This is a genomic window from Pseudoduganella sp. RAF19 (assembly GCF_052114165.1).
Taxonomy (GTDB): domain Bacteria; phylum Pseudomonadota; class Gammaproteobacteria; order Burkholderiales; family Burkholderiaceae_D; genus Rugamonas.
The window spans coordinates 107,740-121,714 of sequence record NZ_JBFREF010000011.1; the positions used below are offsets into that span (position 1 = coordinate 107,740).

Sequence of the window (13,975 nt, forward strand, 5' to 3'; positions counted from 1 at the left end):
CATTCTCGCACAGACTGCGTCAGAACACAGGCTTGCGCAGCCGGATGAAGCTCAGCAGGATCAGTCCCATCACCACCATCAACAGCGCCGATGGTTCAGGCACAGCATTCACCTGGGCGAACGCCGCATCCACGGCCAGGCCATCCGCCGCGCCAGGCTGCAGCGCGATGGTGACGATGTTCGCCGCCGTTCCAAGGTAATTGAAGCCGCTGTCCAGCAGGGCCACGCCGAGCGTGGTGCCATCACCGAAAGGCGCATCGACGCTGAACTGCACATCGAAGGTGAACAGCCCGCCGAAGTTGGCGCCAGCGGCAAACTCGTTCCAGCCGGTGCTGTTGCCAATCACGATGCCGCTGGCGGGCGTACCGGTGACATCGCCGAATACCGCATCCGCACCAGTGAGATCACCGGACAAGTTCGACAGCCTTGCTTCAGCAGGTGTCGCGCTGCCCAGACCGAGGAAGAGAAAATCCAGGTAGCCACTCATACCCGACAGGGCCGAAGTATTCACCGTCACCTGATAAAGCGGTCCCGCCATTGCAGGCACCGCGCCGCCGACTATCGCCAGCAGCAGAAGTACACGTAGCATCAAACTTTTCATGAGTTGTCCTTAGAAAGAGCCAGCGAGCAGCTTGGGCGCGTAGCCGACACTGACGCGGCCCGGATTCGCAAACACAGTCGTGACGGTCACCGTTTCACCCGGCGCCAACGAGGCCTTCGGCACCGACAGCATCGGCGCGCCACCCTGCATACCGGTGCGGTTATCGAGCGTGACGCCGCTGGTCAGGTAATCGGCGCGGAACTGCAGGTTGCCGCTGATGACCGCGTTCGACATATTGGTGAAGGTGACCGTGCCGCTCATCTTCTGCGTGGCGCGGTCCAGCGTCAGCCCGGACTGCACGATCTTCACGCTGGACGTAACGTCGGCGAAGCTGGCCACCGGCGTGGTGCCTTCGTACGCACCCAGGTCCGGCGCGGCGCCGGTGAATGGCAGGCCAACATCGACGCCTGCATCAACCAGATCACTGCCGCTCACGAGACGGAAGTTTGGCATGGGCGGCAGGCTGCCATCCGGCAGGCGCGGTGCATCCCAGCCTTGCGTAGACACGCCCTGGAAGTCGGCAGCGGTAACCGACACCGGCAGGTTCCAGCTGTTGTAGGCATTGTCCGTACCGGCCATATTGGTGACCGCTGTGCCGAGATAGGACAGGTTGTTGCGCAGAATGCCGAGATTGATCGCAGCGCCGCTCGGGTCCACGCCCAGCATATTGAAGTTGTAGTGATTGGCCACGCCCGTGTTGTTGTAGAAGAAGCTCGCCACAGGGTGGTGATTGGCGTAGAAGCCCGCCGCCTTGTTGTTGAAGGCGACATTGAAACGCGCGATGTGCTGCGGCGCATTCGCCGCATAGCCACCGCCAAAGCCACCGAGCTTGATGCCATTGCCATTGCCTGCCGCGATCGGCGTCGTTGTGCCCGGATAGTAGCCCTGCAGCCATGCCCAGGAATTCTCGATGATGATTTGCGAGCCGGCGTTGATCGTGTCATAGCCGTCGTCCGTGTTCGACCATGCACGGCAGCCGCGGAACACATTGCCCGGGCGGTTGGCCTTCACGTGTGCGCCGAAACCATCGGCGTTTTGCCCCGGACCGCTCTTGCTGTACGGGTCGTAGTTGTGGTGCGAATCGACGTTCAGGATCAGGTTATTACTGCCATCCGACAGGAACAGGCCCGGCCCCATATGATGGTGCGTGTTCAGGTATTCGAAGATGTTGCTGCTGCCATTGATCCAGATGCCCCAGCTTTCGTTATTCAGGTAGTTACCCGGATGCTGCGGCGCGCCCGTCACTTCAAGGCCCTTCAGGTGCAGATAGCTGGCGACCACGTTGAAGCCTTTCACGCGGCAGTTGTCCTGCATCTGCGAGAAATCAAACACCGGTGTCTCGCCGGGATACGCCCAGTAGCGGATTGGCTTTCCGGCCTGGCCACTCTTGTTCAAGGTGATGACGTTGACGGTGTCCGTCATGCTGGCGCAGCTGTTCAGGCCTGCGGTGAAGACGTAAGCGCCGCCGCGGAAGTAAATCGTGTCATCGGCCACGGCCATCGCCTGGGCCTTGGCAAAGGTTTTCCATGGAGCGGACTGCGTACCTGCATTGTTATCGTCGCCGGCGGGCGATACGTAATACGTTGCTGCGGAAGCGAGGGATGACATGGCGAACGCGCATGACGATACGAACAGACTACTCTGCCTTAGTTTCATGGTGTCTCCGGATTGTTTTGTTATGAGGGGACTGCTGATGAAGCCAAGACAATAGTAGTGCCAATCCCTGTGCGGGATTGGTCAGCTTGCTGAGTGTTTATCAGCGGCAGAGGGATGCGAGGTCGAGCTTGTCGCCTTTCGGTGCGGGGAGTTGGATGCCACGTTCTTTCGCGGTGCGTCCGATGACCGTGCCGCTGCCTGGCTGCGCGTAGGCGGGATCGGCTTGCGCCTGCGCCAGCGTGACGTAGTGCGCACCGGCTGCATCGAGGCGGCGCAGTACGTCGTCCAGTGTGATTGCACTGAATGCGCCAATGTGCGTGAGCAGCACCTGTGGAATCATGCGGCCATAGACTTGTTGCGACTCCGACTTCATGCGCGCGATTTCATCATCGACGCCCTTCATGAATTGCGCGCGCATGGCTTCGATGCTGGTGTTGTCGCCCTTGGTGACGCAACGGGTGTAGGCATCGGTGTATTCCCAGTCGTCGAAGGATACGCTCACGTCGGCGATGCGATAGCCGCGTCCACGCAGGAAGGCGCGCGCGCTTTCACGCTTCACGAGGTCATTGCCTGCCGCGAGATTGGGGAAGCGGAAGTAGTGCCAGTTGGCGCCGGCCATACGCTGGGCAATCACCGGCTCGCCCGCGATCACATCGCCCTCCCACGCATCCTGGGTTTCGGCCGCATCGAGATTGAGGTGGCTATAGGTGTGGTTACCCAGTGGGAAGCCCGCCTGGCGCCACATGTCCAGCACCTGCACGCTTGCAGGTTCGACCGCCAGCGCACGCGCATTCACAAAGCCATAGGCCTCGGGCACGCCATGCGCTTTCAGGGTTCGGATAAAAGTTTCCGCAATGCTGTTGCGGGTGGCGCCGGGAGGAAGTCTGCCGCCATGCGCTGGCAGGTCGTCCACCGTGATCGCAATATTGAACGGCTCGGCCGCGGCAGCGGATAGTGCAACTGTGATCAGGCCAAGAAAGAGTGAGCAGCGTGACGTATTCATGGCATCGTTCTCCGCAATGTGAACTGCCCTATCGATAGAAAATCCGTGCACCTCACCTGTAGTGTAACTCTAATTTGACACTATGAAACGAGACTTGGCTAGTTCAGTTGCATAACCGCACCTGCCAATCGACGGAACTGCAGCATAGATCAGAAAGTCATATGTCCAACTCCTACGATACTGCGCAATCGTGACTGTTCAAGATCAAGGATTGCCTTTGCCGCCCGCCACGCCGTACACCTGCCCCGTCGTATAACTGGATTCTTCCGAAGCCAGGGTGACATACGTCGCGGCCAATTCAGCCGGCTGCCCCGGCCGTCCAAGCGGCGACTCTTCGCCGAATTTTTCGAGATTGTGCTGGGTCTGCCCACCTGAGACTTGCAGCGGGGTCCAGACCGGCCCGGGGGCAACGGCGTTCACGCGGATGCCCTTCTCGCCCAATTGCTTGGCAAGCGCCTTGGTGAACGCCACTTGCGCTGCCTTGCTCTGGGCATAGTCAAGCAAGTTAGCCGAAGGATCGTAAGCTTGCACCGACGCCGTCACGATGATCGCGCTGCCCGGCCTCATGTGCGGTAAGGCAGCTTTGGTGATCCAGAACATCGCATACAAATTGGTCTTGAAGGTGTCGTCCAACTGCTTCGTCGTCAGATCGAGAATGGACATGCTCGAATGCTGGCTTGCCGCGTTGTTGACGAGAATATCGAGACCACCCAGTTCGCGCACTGCATCGTCCACCAGCTTTTTGCAGAAAGCCTCATCGCGAATATCACCCGGCAGCAGCACCGCCTTGCTGCCCGCGGCACGAATCAGTTCTTCGACATCGCGTGCATCGGACTCCTCGGCGGCAAGATAACTGATCGCCACATCGGCGCCTTCGCGCGCATATGCAATTGCTGCAGCGCGGCCGATGCCGGAATCGCCGCCGGTGATCAGCGCCTTGCGGCCAGCCAGCCGCCCGCTGCCTTTGTAGGTCTTCTCGCCATGGTCCGGCGGTGGAATCATTTGACTGGCCAGTCCAGGCCATTCCTGATGCTGCATCTGGAACGGTGGCTTGGCATAAAGTTCGCGTGGGTCTGTCGGGTTCATGATGCCTCCTGCGTGCGTCGAAGATATCGGCGCAGTATGGAAGCGGCGGGCTTGCGGCCAAAGCAGCGCACGTGCCGCGCCCCTGTCAGCGCAGGCCCACAGTTACATCTCGAAATGTAAGTAAAATTGCAAATGACTAGCCGTAGCCTAAAATGCAAGCAGGTAAAACACATGGGGAGGCTGCCATGGATACCTCGCTGAAACGTCTTCTTCTCGCACTGGCTGCAGGAATGGCCTTGTCAGGCTGCGCCGTCTACGCACCACCTTATGCTTACGATGCCGCGCCAGCGGCGCCGGCATACTACTACCCCAACGGCTACAGCTATTACGACTACGGCTACCCGGCTTACTATTGGCCGCCGGTCTCGCTCAACTTCGGCTACTACGGACACAGCGGTTACCGCGGCGGCGGCGGCTGGCGCGGCCGCGGTGGCTGGCGCGGCCACCGCTGAGAATGCGACCGCCTTAAAAAGCACAAGGGCCGGAACTCCGGCCCTTATTTTCTTTGGTCGACAAATTACAGCTTCATCGACACGTGCGCAGGTGCTGGCTCAGGTTCGTTCAGTAAGCCATCAATCTCGTGAATGACGCGATGTGCTTCGACCAGTGCCTTTGTTTTGGCCCTGTCGTAGCCGCCAACAACACGGGACATTTTGGAAGCGGACAGTTCTTCCTCTTGATGCAGATCGGCGACGTTCAGTAGTTTGCTCATGATGATTCTCCTTGGGTGGTTATGGGTTATTGAGCATTTGCTTGCGCTCGCTAGACCTATTGCACGGACCGTGCCACCTACCAGGAAAGTCCTAAGCCTTTGAAAAATAAAGAATAGCTCAGCCAACAGGGAAGTGAAGTGTTTGGCGCAACCAAACTCCTTTTTGAAAATTGTTTGCGCAGTCCCGCCACCCGAAATGCAAAAAGCCCAGCGCGAAGGCTGGGCTTTTTTAATTCTGGTGCCGGCTGCAGGACTCGAACCCGCCACCTGATGATTACAAATCAACTGCTCTACCTGATGAGCTAAGCCGGCTGTAAAACTAAGTCGGGCGATTATACGTTATTTGATGCGAGTGAGGGTGGGTCGTCCGCCCTTTTTTGGAGGCTCGTCATCCGGACCGTTGTCATTGCCGTCTTCAACGCGCGGGGCGCTGATGGGGACGGAGGACAACACCGGTGCCGCAGGCTCTTCAACAACCGGCGCTGGTACCGGAGCAGGTGCCGCCGGTACGGTGCCCAGCAGTGGCTCGAATGCCATGCCCTGGCCGTTCTCGTTGGCATAAATCGCCATTACGTTATTGACCGGCACATAGATCTCCCGCGACACGCCATTGAAGCGCGCGTGGAAGTGGATCGCGTCGTTATCCATCTTCAGGCCGGAAGTGGCGCCGAAGCTGATGTTGAGGACGATCTCGCCCTTTTTCACGTATTCCATCGGTACCTGGGTCGCGGAATCGACCTTGACGGCCAGGTAGGGGGTATAGCCGCTGTCGGTGCACCATTCATAGATGGCGCGCAGCATGTAGGGCTTGGTGGAGATTTCTGCCATGGTCTTGCTTCATCAAACTGGGGGCGCCGCTGAGCGGCATGCCCCCGAGGGCCACTTCAGATCAGCGGCGCATTACTTTCTCGGACGGGGTCAGCGCCTCGATGTAGGCCGGACGCGAGAAGATACGTTCAGCATACTTCATCAGAGGGGCAGCCGTCTTGGAGAGCTCGATACCGTAATGGTCCAGGCGCCACAGCAGCGGCGCCACGGCCACGTCCAGCATCGAGAACTCGTCGCCCAGCATGTACTTGTTCTTCAGGAACAGTGGAGCCAGCGTGGTCAGGCGATCGCGGATTTCGGCGCGGGCCTTGTCGTGGTTCTTGTCGTTCGCCTTGTTGCGCTCGCTTTCCAGCGTGTGCACGTGAACGAACAGTTCCTTTTCGAAGTTGAACAGCATCAGGCGGGCACGGGCACGCATCAGCGGATCAGCCGGCATCAGCTGCGGGTGCGGGAAGCGCTCGTCGATGTATTCGTTGATGATATTGGATTCGTACAGGATCAATTCACGCTCGACCAGGATCGGAACCTGGCCGTACGGATTCATGGTCGAGATATCTTCCGGCTTGTTGAACAGGTCAACGTCGCGCACTTCAAAGTCCATGCCCTTTTCGAACAGGACCAGACGGCAGCGTTGGGAAAATGGGCAAGTGGTACCCGAATAGAGAACCATCATTTTGGTAGTTCCTTAGAAACAAAGGGGGCGAAACCGCGAACGGTTCACCCCAGTTGAGCCAAACGCACAATGCGAACGGCACAAACACGCACCGGACAAGCCGGCGCACGCATTATTATTTGACTTCTTTCCAGTACGACGCGTTGAGGCGCCATGCCAGGATTGCGAAGCCGGTCAGGAACAGCAGAACCCACACGCCCAGACGCTTGCGGGTCTGTTGTGCAGGTTCAGCCATCCATTCCATGTAGCCAACCAGGTCGGCTACGGCGGTGTCGAACTCCAGTTTATTCATGGAGCCCGGCTTGACTTGCTCGAAACCGGCGAACTTGTGCACGGTCTTGGACTCGTCATGCGGATCTTTCTCTTCTACGAACTTGGCAGCCTGGACGCCTTGCAGTTCCCACAGCACGTGTGGCATTGCGGCGTTCGGCAGCACCATGTTGTTGAAACCGGTCGGACGGTTGTCGTCTTTGTAGAAGCTACGCAGGTAAGTGTAGATGTAATCGCCACCGGTGCCCGCACCCGAGGCTTTGGCACGGGCGATCACGGACAGGTCAGGCGGCACCGTACCGAACCAGGCCTTGGCATCCTTGGCCGGCATGGCGGTGGTCATCATTTCACCGACTTTTTCACCCGTGAACAACAGGTTGGACTTGATCTGCTCTTCGGTCAGGCCCAGGTCGCGCAGGCGGTTGTAGCGCATGGCCGAAGCATTGTGGCAGTTCAGGCAGTAGTTCACGAACAGCTTGGCGCCATTTTGCAGGGCGGCCATATTATGCGAACGGTCAGGTGCTTTGTCCAGCGGGAAGCCGCCTTCGTTGGCGAATGCCAGGCCCGGCAGCAGAGCCAGGATAGCCAGCAGTTTCTTAGAGAAATTCATGTATTCAATCCTTTGCTAAGCGTATCGGGGTCGTCAATTAGTGCGCGTGGAATACAACACGGTCCGGCACTTTTTTGAACGTACCCATCTCGCTCCACCATGGCATCAGCAGGAAGAAGGAGAAGTAGTACAGCGTCGCTACCTGGGCGATGATCGTGCCGACAGGGCTAGGCGGCTGAGTACCAAGATAGCCCAGCAGCAGGAAGGCGATGAACAGGCCGGCATACACATACTTGTGCCAGTCTGGACGATAACGGATCGATTTCACCGGCGAGTGGTCCAGCCACGGCAGGAAGGCCAGGATCACCACCGAGCTGCCGAAGAACACCACGCCCCAGAATTTCGCATCCAGCACGGAAGGCAGCATGCCGATGATGGCCAACAGAGCGATCACGGCGATGATGGCCTTGGTGCGGAAAGCCAGCTTGGACTTCAGCCACAGGAAGGAGACGTATGCCGCCACGCCCACCATCAGCACCCACATGAAGTCAGCGGTGGTGGCACGCAGCACCGAGTAGAACGGGGTGAAGTACCAGGTCGGAGCGATGTGCAGCGGAGTCTTCAGGGAATCGCCCGGCAGGAAGTTGTTGTACTCCAGGAAGTAGCCGCCCATCTCAGGTGCGAAGAACACCACCGCCGAGAACAGCACCAGGAATACGGACACGCCGAAGATATCGTGCACGGTGTAGTAAGGGTGCGAAGGGATGGAGTCCACCGGATGGCCATCGGCGCCCAGGTTCTCTTTCACTTCGATGCCGTCCGGGTTGGACGAACCCACTTCGTGCAGCGCGATCAGGTGCGCAGCCACCAGGCCCAGCAGGACCAGCGGGATGGCGATCACGTGGAAGGCGAAGAAGCGGTTCAGGGTCGCGTCGGACACCACATAGTCACCGCGAATCCACAGCGACAGGTCAGGGCCGATCAGCGGGATGGCGCCGAACAGATTCACGATCACCTGCGCGCCCCAGTAGGACATCTGGCCCCAAGGCAGCAGGTAGCCGAAGAAGGCTTCCGCCATCAGGCACAGGAACACGGCGAAACCGAACAGCCAGACCAGCTCGCGTGGCTTACGGTAGGAACCGTACAGCAGGCCGCGGGTCATGTGCAGGTACACGATGATGAAGAAGGACGAAGCGCCGGTCGAGTGCATGTAGCGCACCAGCCAGCCCCACGGCACTTCGCGCATGATGTATTCCACGGAACCGAAGGCCAGGTTGGCGTCCGGCTTGTAGTGCATGGTCAGGAAGATACCGGTAACGATCTGCAGCACCAGCACCAGCGCCGCCAGGGAGCCGAAGATGTACCAGAAGTTGAAGTTCTTGGGCGCGTAATACTTGCCCCATTGATCGTTCCACAGTTTGGTCAGCGGGAAGCGGTCATCGACCCAGCCCAGTGCTTTCTGTGCGGCCGGAGCATCGGCCGGGAACTTGGTTTCCTTGAATGCGCCCATGGATTATGCCTCGCCTTTCTGGTCTTTACCGATGACGATCTTGGAATCGCTCAGGTACATGTGACGAGGAACAGGCAGGTTGTCCGGAGCAGGTTTGTTCTTGAAGACGCGGCCGGCCAGGTCGAAGGTGGAACCGTGGCATGGGCACAGGAAGCCGCCGGCCCAGTCATCCGGCAGGGACGCCTGCGGGCCAGGAACGAATTTGGTCGATGGCGAGCAGCCCAGGTGGGTGCAAATGCCGATCGCGACCAGGATTTCCGGCTTGATGGAGCGATGTTCGTTGCTGCAGTATTCTGGCGTGAATTCGGAAGGGTTGCGTTTGGAGTCCGGGTCGGCCACCTTGTCGTCGGTCTTCTTCAGCGACGCGAGCATTTCCGGCGTACGCTTCAGAATCCAGACTGGCTTGCCGCGCCATTCGACGGTTTTCAGCTCACCAGGCTGCATGGCGGAGATGTCCACTTCGACCGGCGCGCCGGCGGCTTTCGCGCGCTCAGACGGCTGGAAGGTGCTTACCAAGGCGCCCGTAGCGCCCAATCCGACTACACCACCAGCCGCACATGTGGCGACGAGTAAGCCGCGTCGGCTCGGATCGACCTGCTTTTCGATGCTCATACAAACCCCAATCAGTCAAAAATCGAAATCTTTATTAAGCGCTAACAAACCTTCTAGCAACCTTAAATTATAAGGTAAGCGGAATGCGATTTAAAGCAAAACCTTGCATTTTTCCAACCAATCCCCATAGAGCGGTATCACTTGCTGACCATATGTTTGTCGCAAAGTTGAAAAATCAGTATGATTTAAAGTAACAAAACTCGGGGAGGACTCGGCATGGGAATGATGCAAGAATTTAAAGAATTTGCCATGAAGGGCAATGTGATCGACCTGGCGGTCGGTGTCATCATCGGCGCCGCCTTCAGCAAGATCGTCGATTCCCTGGTGGCGGACGTGATCATGCCGCCAGTCGGCAAACTGATTGGCGGGCTGGATTTCGCCAACTATTACATTCCACTCAACGGCCAGGCCGCCAACCTGACCCTGGCGGAAGCCAAGAAGCTGGGCGCCGTGATCGCCTACGGCAGCTTCTTCACCATCCTGATCAACTTCATCATCCTGGCCTTCGTCATCTTCCAGATGGTGCGCCTGGTAGCGATCGCACGCCGCAAGGCGGAAGGTGAAAAGCCAGCCGGGGCAGCCGCCGAACCGGCCCCGCCATCCGAAGATATTCTGCTGTTGCGCGAAATCCGCGATTCTTTGCGAAAATAGGAGTATTGGCGGACCGTGACTGCGGTCCGCCCTCTTACTCATCGGATTGACTATGCGACGACTCTGGTTATTGTTTGCGCAAACGGTGACCATTGTTCTGGCACTGTATTTCGTCTATTCGGCCATGCGGCCGGATTGGCAAGGCGCGCCCGCCGCGCGCTCGCAAGTCAGCAGCACGACCCGGGCCGCCACCCTGACCGAGGCGCCCGCCACGCCGTCGCCGGGCTCTTACCGCTCCGCCGCCGGGCGAGCGATGCCGGCCGTGGTCAATATTCTCACCTCCAAGGCCGTGCGGCGCCGCCATCCGCTGTCGCGCGACCCGTTCTTCCGTAAATTCTTCGGCGACCGCGACGAAGGCGACGATGAGCAGAACAGCCTGGGCTCGGGCGTGATCGTCAGCCCGGAAGGCTATATCCTGACCAATAACCACGTGGTGGAAGCGGCCGACGAGATCGAAGTCGTGCTGGCCGACGGCCGCAAAGGCAAAGCCAAGGTGGTCGGCACCGATCCGGAAACCGACCTCGCCGTGATCAAGATTGAGCTGGACAAGCTGCCCGTCATCATCCTGGGCCAGGTGGAGCAGGCCAAAGTGGGTGACGTGGTGTTGGCCATCGGCAACCCGTTCGGCGTGGGCCAGACGGTCACCATGGGCATTATTTCCGCCCTGGGCCGCAATAATCTGCACATCAACCATTTCGAGAATTTCATCCAGACAGATGCCGCCATCAACTTCGGCAACTCGGGCGGCGCCCTGATCGACGCCAATGGCAATCTGCTGGGCATTAACTCCGCCATTTACTCCCAGACCGGGGGCTCGGTGGGCATCGGCTTTGCGATCCCCGTCAGCACGGCCAAGACGGTGATGGAGTCCATCATCAAGGAAGGCCACGTCATACGCGGCTGGATCGGCGTGGAATCCCAGGAAATCACGCCGGAAATGGCTGAGAGCTTCGGCCTCAAGCGCGACAGCGGCGCCATCATCGCCGGCGTAGTGCGCAACGGCCCGGCCGACAAGGCCGGCATGCGCCCCGGCGATATCCTACTGTCGGTGAACGGCCAGCCGGTCAAGGACACCAATGAAATGCTGAACCTGATCGCCCAGCTGGAGCCGGGCGGCAAATCGACCATGCGCATCCTGCGCAAAACCCGCGAATCCGATCTCGATGTGATGGTCGGCCAGCGCCCCCTTCCGAAAAAACACTAACACACCATGCATCTGCGCGACCTCACCCGCTTTCTGCAAGAACTGACCGACAACAACGCCCGCCCCTGGTTCATCATGAACAAGCCGCGCTACGACATCCTGCGCGAAGAGTTTCTGGAATTGGTGACCCAGGTGATCATTGAACTGGGCAAGATGGACCCGGCCGTGAAATTCTGCAACCCGAAGAAAGCCATGTTCCGCATCAACCGCGACGTGCGCTTCGCGCACGACAAGAGCCCGTACAAGACGCACTTCTCGGCCGCCATCGCGCCCAACGATATGCGCCGCCCCAGCATGGCCGGTGGTCCGACCTATTACTTCCAGCTGGATAAGGAAGGCCGTCTTGGCATCGGCGCTGGCGAATACATTCCGCCGCCGCACCGCCTGAAGGCGCTGCGCAACCACATGGTCGAAGACGCGGCCGGCTTCCGCAAGGCGCTGGCCAACAAGGCGTTGAAGGCGCGCTATGGCTCGATCACCGAAGAGCACAAGCTGCAGCGCCCACCCAAGGGTTACGACCCTGAGCATGAGCACATCGAGTTCATCAAGCTGAAAAGCTTCTTCGTCTATACCGAGATCGATCTGAAGCTGAACAAGCCGGAAGAACTGCTGCCGCTGATTACCGCCTGCTTCAAGGACGCCTGGCCGATCGTGAAGTGGATGCGCGAAGCCAAGGTGGAAGAAGACGCCGAAGCCGCATAAGCTTCCTCTCTGCGGGCCGTCCGGCCGGACGTCCGCCCGTACACAACACTGGGCGCTTCGGCGCCCAGTTTGCTTTTACGCGCTCATTTTGCAGTTCATGTCGCCAAAAATGCATTTCGTCGCAAGCCCGTAGTGTTGGACGGTGGCCTTATCTATAGTTCACTCAACGAAACACAAAACGCATCACCAAGCAGCACTAACCTGACACTGAACGGAGCTTAAAATGAACATCGCTAAAAACATGGAAATCATCTTCCTGAGTGCAGTTGCCCTGATCGCCGCTACCGGCTTCGCAACCGCCGCAGTCCCTGCCAAACACATTGCTGAACCTGCAGCGATCGTGGCAAAAGCAGACGCCAAGATGCCAGTCGTCGTCGTCAGCGCCAAGCGCCTGACCGCGGCTGAAAAAGCAGCCCTGTAATCACCAGCACAAACAACACGGAGCCACAGAGATGAAAAAGTTCTTCAGCATGACGATGTTCGCCGCAGCCGCCCTGTTCACCAGCGCCGCCCACGCAGATGACTACGTCAGCGAAACCCGCAGCATCGATGGGCGTGCCGTGAAAGTTGTGCTGGATGGTGTGATCAGCCTGAAGCTGAAGCAAGGACCGGCTTCCCTGGTCGTCTCCGGCGACAAGCGCTACCTGCCGAAAGTGACGGTGACGCAAAGCGGCGACACGCTGCGCATCGGCACCGACCTGAATGGCGTGCACATGGACAATCCGCGACTCAGCGCAGAACTGAGCCTGCCGCAAGTGCGTGAGCTGGTCTCCGCAGGCGTAGGCTCCGCAGAGATGAATGGCTTCACCGGCGATTCGATGCGCCTCTCTCTGGAAGGTGCAGGCGCTGTGAAAATGAATTCGCAATACCGCAAAGTCGAAGCGCGACTGACCGGCGTTGGCAGCATGAATGTCAATGCGGGCAATGCGGAAGATGTCGACCTGAACTTGCGCGGCGCCGGACAGATTACGATTGCCGGCCAGAGCAAAAACCTACATGCGCTGCTGGGCGGTATTGGCAGCCTGGATGCGAAGCAGCTGCAATCCGAAAGTCTCGATGCCGAGATGACGGGCCTGGGCAGCGCGACCTTCTACGCCAAGAATTCCGCCAACCTGCGCCTGAGCGGCATGGGTTCGGCAACCGTCTACGGCAAACCAGCCACCCGCAACTCGACCGCGCGCGGTCTGGGTAGCGTCGCCTGGAATTGACTGTTCTTCTCCACCACTCTTGACTCAGTCAAAGAGTTTGCCGCCTACACCCGTAGGCGGCTTTTTTCTTATATCGCGTCCCAAAATCAATCGCATATCCGGCGCGCCGGGACGCGTTCCATCCAACTCCGCCACTACCGCCAGCACGCCAATGCGGCGCGCCAGGATTTGCGCCTGTTCGCCGCTGCCGCGATATTGAATGCGCGTAGCCGGCACATTGAACGGCTTCGTGTTCGACAAGCGGATCACTTGCAGCTGCTGGCTCCGTAACGAGCGCCCCCATGCGGCGGCCAGTCCACGTACACCATTGCCGTTGCTGATCTCCAGCCGCACCGCCGTTGGATGCGGCACGCTCGTGCGGCGCAGTTCGAACAGCGCAGGACCGATCTCGCGCAGCTCCGTGCGTGGCATGCCGGGCGCCGCCTCGGCCAGTGCACCGCGCAGCACAGCGTAATCGTCCCGCACGCTGTGACTGCGCAGGGTGCGCGCCTGCAGCAGCATGCGCTGCGCACGTTCATCGTCGCCAAGTACCATCAGCATTTCGCCGAGCCGCTGCCAGGCCTGGGCATCGCCAGGATCGGCCAGCACTGCGTGCTCCAGCGGTGACACGGCATCTGGCTGCGGCGCGGGTGCCGGCAGCGGCGCTTGCGTGGCAGTGCACGCAACCAGCATGCCGGCGCCGGAAAGGAATGAAAGCGCGCGCATGAGT

The 13,975-nt window shown here is 59.3% G+C and carries 17 protein-coding genes and 1 tRNA gene; 6 read left to right on the top strand and 12 right to left on the bottom strand.

Going from position 1 to position 13,975, the window contains the following annotated elements:
- Window positions 1-19: 19 nt before the first annotated feature.
- From AB4Z19_RS26270 to AB4Z19_RS26285, 4 genes are all read right to left on the bottom strand, one after another.
- Window positions 20-589 carry an NF038129 family PEP-CTERM protein gene (locus tag AB4Z19_RS26270; RefSeq protein WP_442027258.1) on the bottom strand — a complete coding sequence of 190 codons (570 nt, stop codon included), beginning with the start codon at window positions 587-589 and terminating at the stop codon, window positions 20-22.
- Window positions 590-610: 21 nt separating this feature from the next.
- Window positions 611-2,209 (bottom strand): right-handed parallel beta-helix repeat-containing protein, encoded by a 1,599-nt coding sequence (locus tag AB4Z19_RS26275; RefSeq protein WP_442036571.1) that lies wholly within the window; start codon window positions 2,207-2,209, stop codon window positions 611-613.
- A gap of 148 nt (window positions 2,210-2,357) precedes the next feature.
- A complete protein-coding gene (locus AB4Z19_RS26280; protein WP_442036573.1) occupies window positions 2,358-3,260 on the bottom strand; it encodes a polysaccharide deacetylase family protein in 903 nt (300 codons plus the stop codon).
- 204 nt (window positions 3,261-3,464) lie between these two features.
- Window positions 3,465-4,448 carry an SDR family oxidoreductase gene (locus AB4Z19_RS26285; RefSeq protein ID WP_442028518.1) on the bottom strand — a complete coding sequence of 328 codons (984 nt, stop codon included), beginning with the start codon at window positions 4,446-4,448 and terminating at the stop codon, window positions 3,465-3,467.
- 83 nt (window positions 4,449-4,531) lie between these two features.
- Here AB4Z19_RS26285 and AB4Z19_RS26290 point away from each other — a divergent pair, with 83 nt between their 5' ends.
- The gene (locus AB4Z19_RS26290; RefSeq protein WP_442028515.1) at window positions 4,532-4,798 is read left to right on the top strand and encodes a hypothetical protein; all 267 of its coding nucleotides are present in this window, start codon (window positions 4,532-4,534) and stop codon (window positions 4,796-4,798) included.
- Between the two features lie 65 nt (window positions 4,799-4,863).
- Here the strand turns inward: AB4Z19_RS26290 and AB4Z19_RS26295 are convergent, their stop codons facing one another.
- The 7 genes from AB4Z19_RS26295 to petA form a co-directional block, all read right to left on the bottom strand.
- Window positions 4,864-5,058 (bottom strand): hypothetical protein, encoded by a 195-nt coding sequence (locus AB4Z19_RS26295; protein ID WP_442028514.1) that lies wholly within the window; start codon window positions 5,056-5,058, stop codon window positions 4,864-4,866.
- Window positions 5,059-5,294: 236 nt separating this feature from the next.
- Window positions 5,295-5,370, bottom strand: a tRNA-Thr gene (locus AB4Z19_RS26300).
- Window positions 5,371-5,397: 27 nt separating this feature from the next.
- On the bottom strand, window positions 5,398-5,886 hold the full coding sequence (locus tag AB4Z19_RS26305) for a ClpXP protease specificity-enhancing factor (protein WP_442030025.1): 489 nt from the start codon (window positions 5,884-5,886) through the stop codon (window positions 5,398-5,400).
- A 61-nt stretch (window positions 5,887-5,947) separates the two neighbouring features.
- Window positions 5,948-6,559, bottom strand: coding sequence for a glutathione S-transferase N-terminal domain-containing protein (locus AB4Z19_RS26310; RefSeq protein ID WP_442030023.1), 612 nt, complete (start codon window positions 6,557-6,559; stop codon window positions 5,948-5,950).
- Between the two features lie 115 nt (window positions 6,560-6,674).
- Window positions 6,675-7,439 (bottom strand): cytochrome c1, encoded by a 765-nt coding sequence (locus AB4Z19_RS26315; protein ID WP_442036575.1) that lies wholly within the window; start codon window positions 7,437-7,439, stop codon window positions 6,675-6,677.
- Between the two features lie 37 nt (window positions 7,440-7,476).
- Entirely contained in the window at window positions 7,477-8,889 is a 1,413-nt protein-coding gene (locus tag AB4Z19_RS26320) for a cytochrome b (protein WP_442036577.1), read from the bottom strand.
- A gap of 3 nt (window positions 8,890-8,892) precedes the next feature.
- Entirely contained in the window at window positions 8,893-9,501 is a 609-nt protein-coding gene (gene petA, locus AB4Z19_RS26325) for a ubiquinol-cytochrome c reductase iron-sulfur subunit (protein ID WP_442027112.1), read from the bottom strand.
- Between the two features lie 216 nt (window positions 9,502-9,717).
- Between petA and mscL the strand changes: the two genes are divergently transcribed.
- The 5 genes from mscL to AB4Z19_RS26350 all read left to right on the top strand — a co-directional run bounded on the left by mscL (window position 9,718) and on the right by AB4Z19_RS26350 (window position 13,266).
- On the top strand, window positions 9,718-10,152 hold the full coding sequence (gene mscL / locus AB4Z19_RS26330) for a large conductance mechanosensitive channel protein MscL (RefSeq protein WP_442027113.1): 435 nt from the start codon (window positions 9,718-9,720) through the stop codon (window positions 10,150-10,152).
- A 52-nt stretch (window positions 10,153-10,204) separates the two neighbouring features.
- Window positions 10,205-11,356 (top strand): Do family serine endopeptidase, encoded by a 1,152-nt coding sequence (locus tag AB4Z19_RS26335; protein ID WP_442027114.1) that lies wholly within the window; start codon window positions 10,205-10,207, stop codon window positions 11,354-11,356.
- Window positions 11,357-11,362: 6 nt separating this feature from the next.
- Window positions 11,363-12,058, top strand: a complete 696-nt coding sequence (locus AB4Z19_RS26340; protein ID WP_442027115.1) for a DUF2461 domain-containing protein — start codon at window positions 11,363-11,365, stop codon at window positions 12,056-12,058.
- A 223-nt stretch (window positions 12,059-12,281) separates the two neighbouring features.
- Window positions 12,282-12,479 carry a hypothetical protein gene (locus AB4Z19_RS26345; protein ID WP_442027117.1) on the top strand — a complete coding sequence of 66 codons (198 nt, stop codon included), beginning with the start codon at window positions 12,282-12,284 and terminating at the stop codon, window positions 12,477-12,479.
- Window positions 12,480-12,510: 31 nt separating this feature from the next.
- Window positions 12,511-13,266, top strand: a complete 756-nt coding sequence (locus tag AB4Z19_RS26350; protein WP_442027118.1) for a GIN domain-containing protein — start codon at window positions 12,511-12,513, stop codon at window positions 13,264-13,266.
- Between the two features lie 24 nt (window positions 13,267-13,290).
- Here the strand turns inward: AB4Z19_RS26350 and AB4Z19_RS26355 are convergent, their stop codons facing one another.
- Window positions 13,291-13,971: a LytR C-terminal domain-containing protein gene (locus AB4Z19_RS26355; protein ID WP_442027120.1), complete on the bottom strand. Its 681-nt coding sequence runs from the start codon at window positions 13,969-13,971 to the stop codon at window positions 13,291-13,293.
- Window positions 13,972-13,975: the final 4 nt, after the last annotated feature.

What these genes read in the sequence shown, in the direction of transcription:
- AB4Z19_RS26340 (WP_442027115.1), top strand. Translation starts at nt 11,363, where the DNA reads ATGCATCTGCGCGACCTCACCCGCTTTCTGCAAGAACTGACCGACAAC.
- AB4Z19_RS26270 (WP_442027258.1), bottom strand. Translation starts at nt 589, where the DNA reads ATGCTACGTGTACTTCTGCTGCTGGCGATAGTCGGCGGCGCGGTGCCT.
- AB4Z19_RS26355 (WP_442027120.1), bottom strand. Translation starts at nt 13,971, where the DNA reads ATGCGCGCGCTTTCATTCCTTTCCGGCGCCGGCATGCTGGTTGCGTGC.
- AB4Z19_RS26305 (WP_442030025.1), bottom strand. Translation starts at nt 5,886, where the DNA reads ATGGCAGAAATCTCCACCAAGCCCTACATGCTGCGCGCCATCTATGAA.
- AB4Z19_RS26345 (WP_442027117.1), top strand. Translation starts at nt 12,282, where the DNA reads ATGAACATCGCTAAAAACATGGAAATCATCTTCCTGAGTGCAGTTGCC.
- AB4Z19_RS26310 (WP_442030023.1), bottom strand. Translation starts at nt 6,559, where the DNA reads ATGATGGTTCTCTATTCGGGTACCACTTGCCCATTTTCCCAACGCTGC.
- AB4Z19_RS26280 (WP_442036573.1), bottom strand. Translation starts at nt 3,260, where the DNA reads ATGAATACGTCACGCTGCTCACTCTTTCTTGGCCTGATCACAGTTGCA.
- AB4Z19_RS26320 (WP_442036577.1), bottom strand. Translation starts at nt 8,889, where the DNA reads ATGGGCGCATTCAAGGAAACCAAGTTCCCGGCCGATGCTCCGGCCGCA.
- petA (WP_442027112.1), bottom strand. Translation starts at nt 9,501, where the DNA reads ATGAGCATCGAAAAGCAGGTCGATCCGAGCCGACGCGGCTTACTCGTC.
- mscL (WP_442027113.1), top strand. Translation starts at nt 9,718, where the DNA reads ATGGGAATGATGCAAGAATTTAAAGAATTTGCCATGAAGGGCAATGTG.
- AB4Z19_RS26350 (WP_442027118.1), top strand. Translation starts at nt 12,511, where the DNA reads ATGAAAAAGTTCTTCAGCATGACGATGTTCGCCGCAGCCGCCCTGTTC.
- AB4Z19_RS26315 (WP_442036575.1), bottom strand. Translation starts at nt 7,439, where the DNA reads ATGAATTTCTCTAAGAAACTGCTGGCTATCCTGGCTCTGCTGCCGGGC.
- AB4Z19_RS26335 (WP_442027114.1), top strand. Translation starts at nt 10,205, where the DNA reads ATGCGACGACTCTGGTTATTGTTTGCGCAAACGGTGACCATTGTTCTG.
- AB4Z19_RS26290 (WP_442028515.1), top strand. Translation starts at nt 4,532, where the DNA reads ATGGATACCTCGCTGAAACGTCTTCTTCTCGCACTGGCTGCAGGAATG.
- AB4Z19_RS26275 (WP_442036571.1), bottom strand. Translation starts at nt 2,209, where the DNA reads ATGTCATCCCTCGCTTCCGCAGCAACGTATTACGTATCGCCCGCCGGC.
- AB4Z19_RS26295 (WP_442028514.1), bottom strand. Translation starts at nt 5,058, where the DNA reads ATGAGCAAACTACTGAACGTCGCCGATCTGCATCAAGAGGAAGAACTG.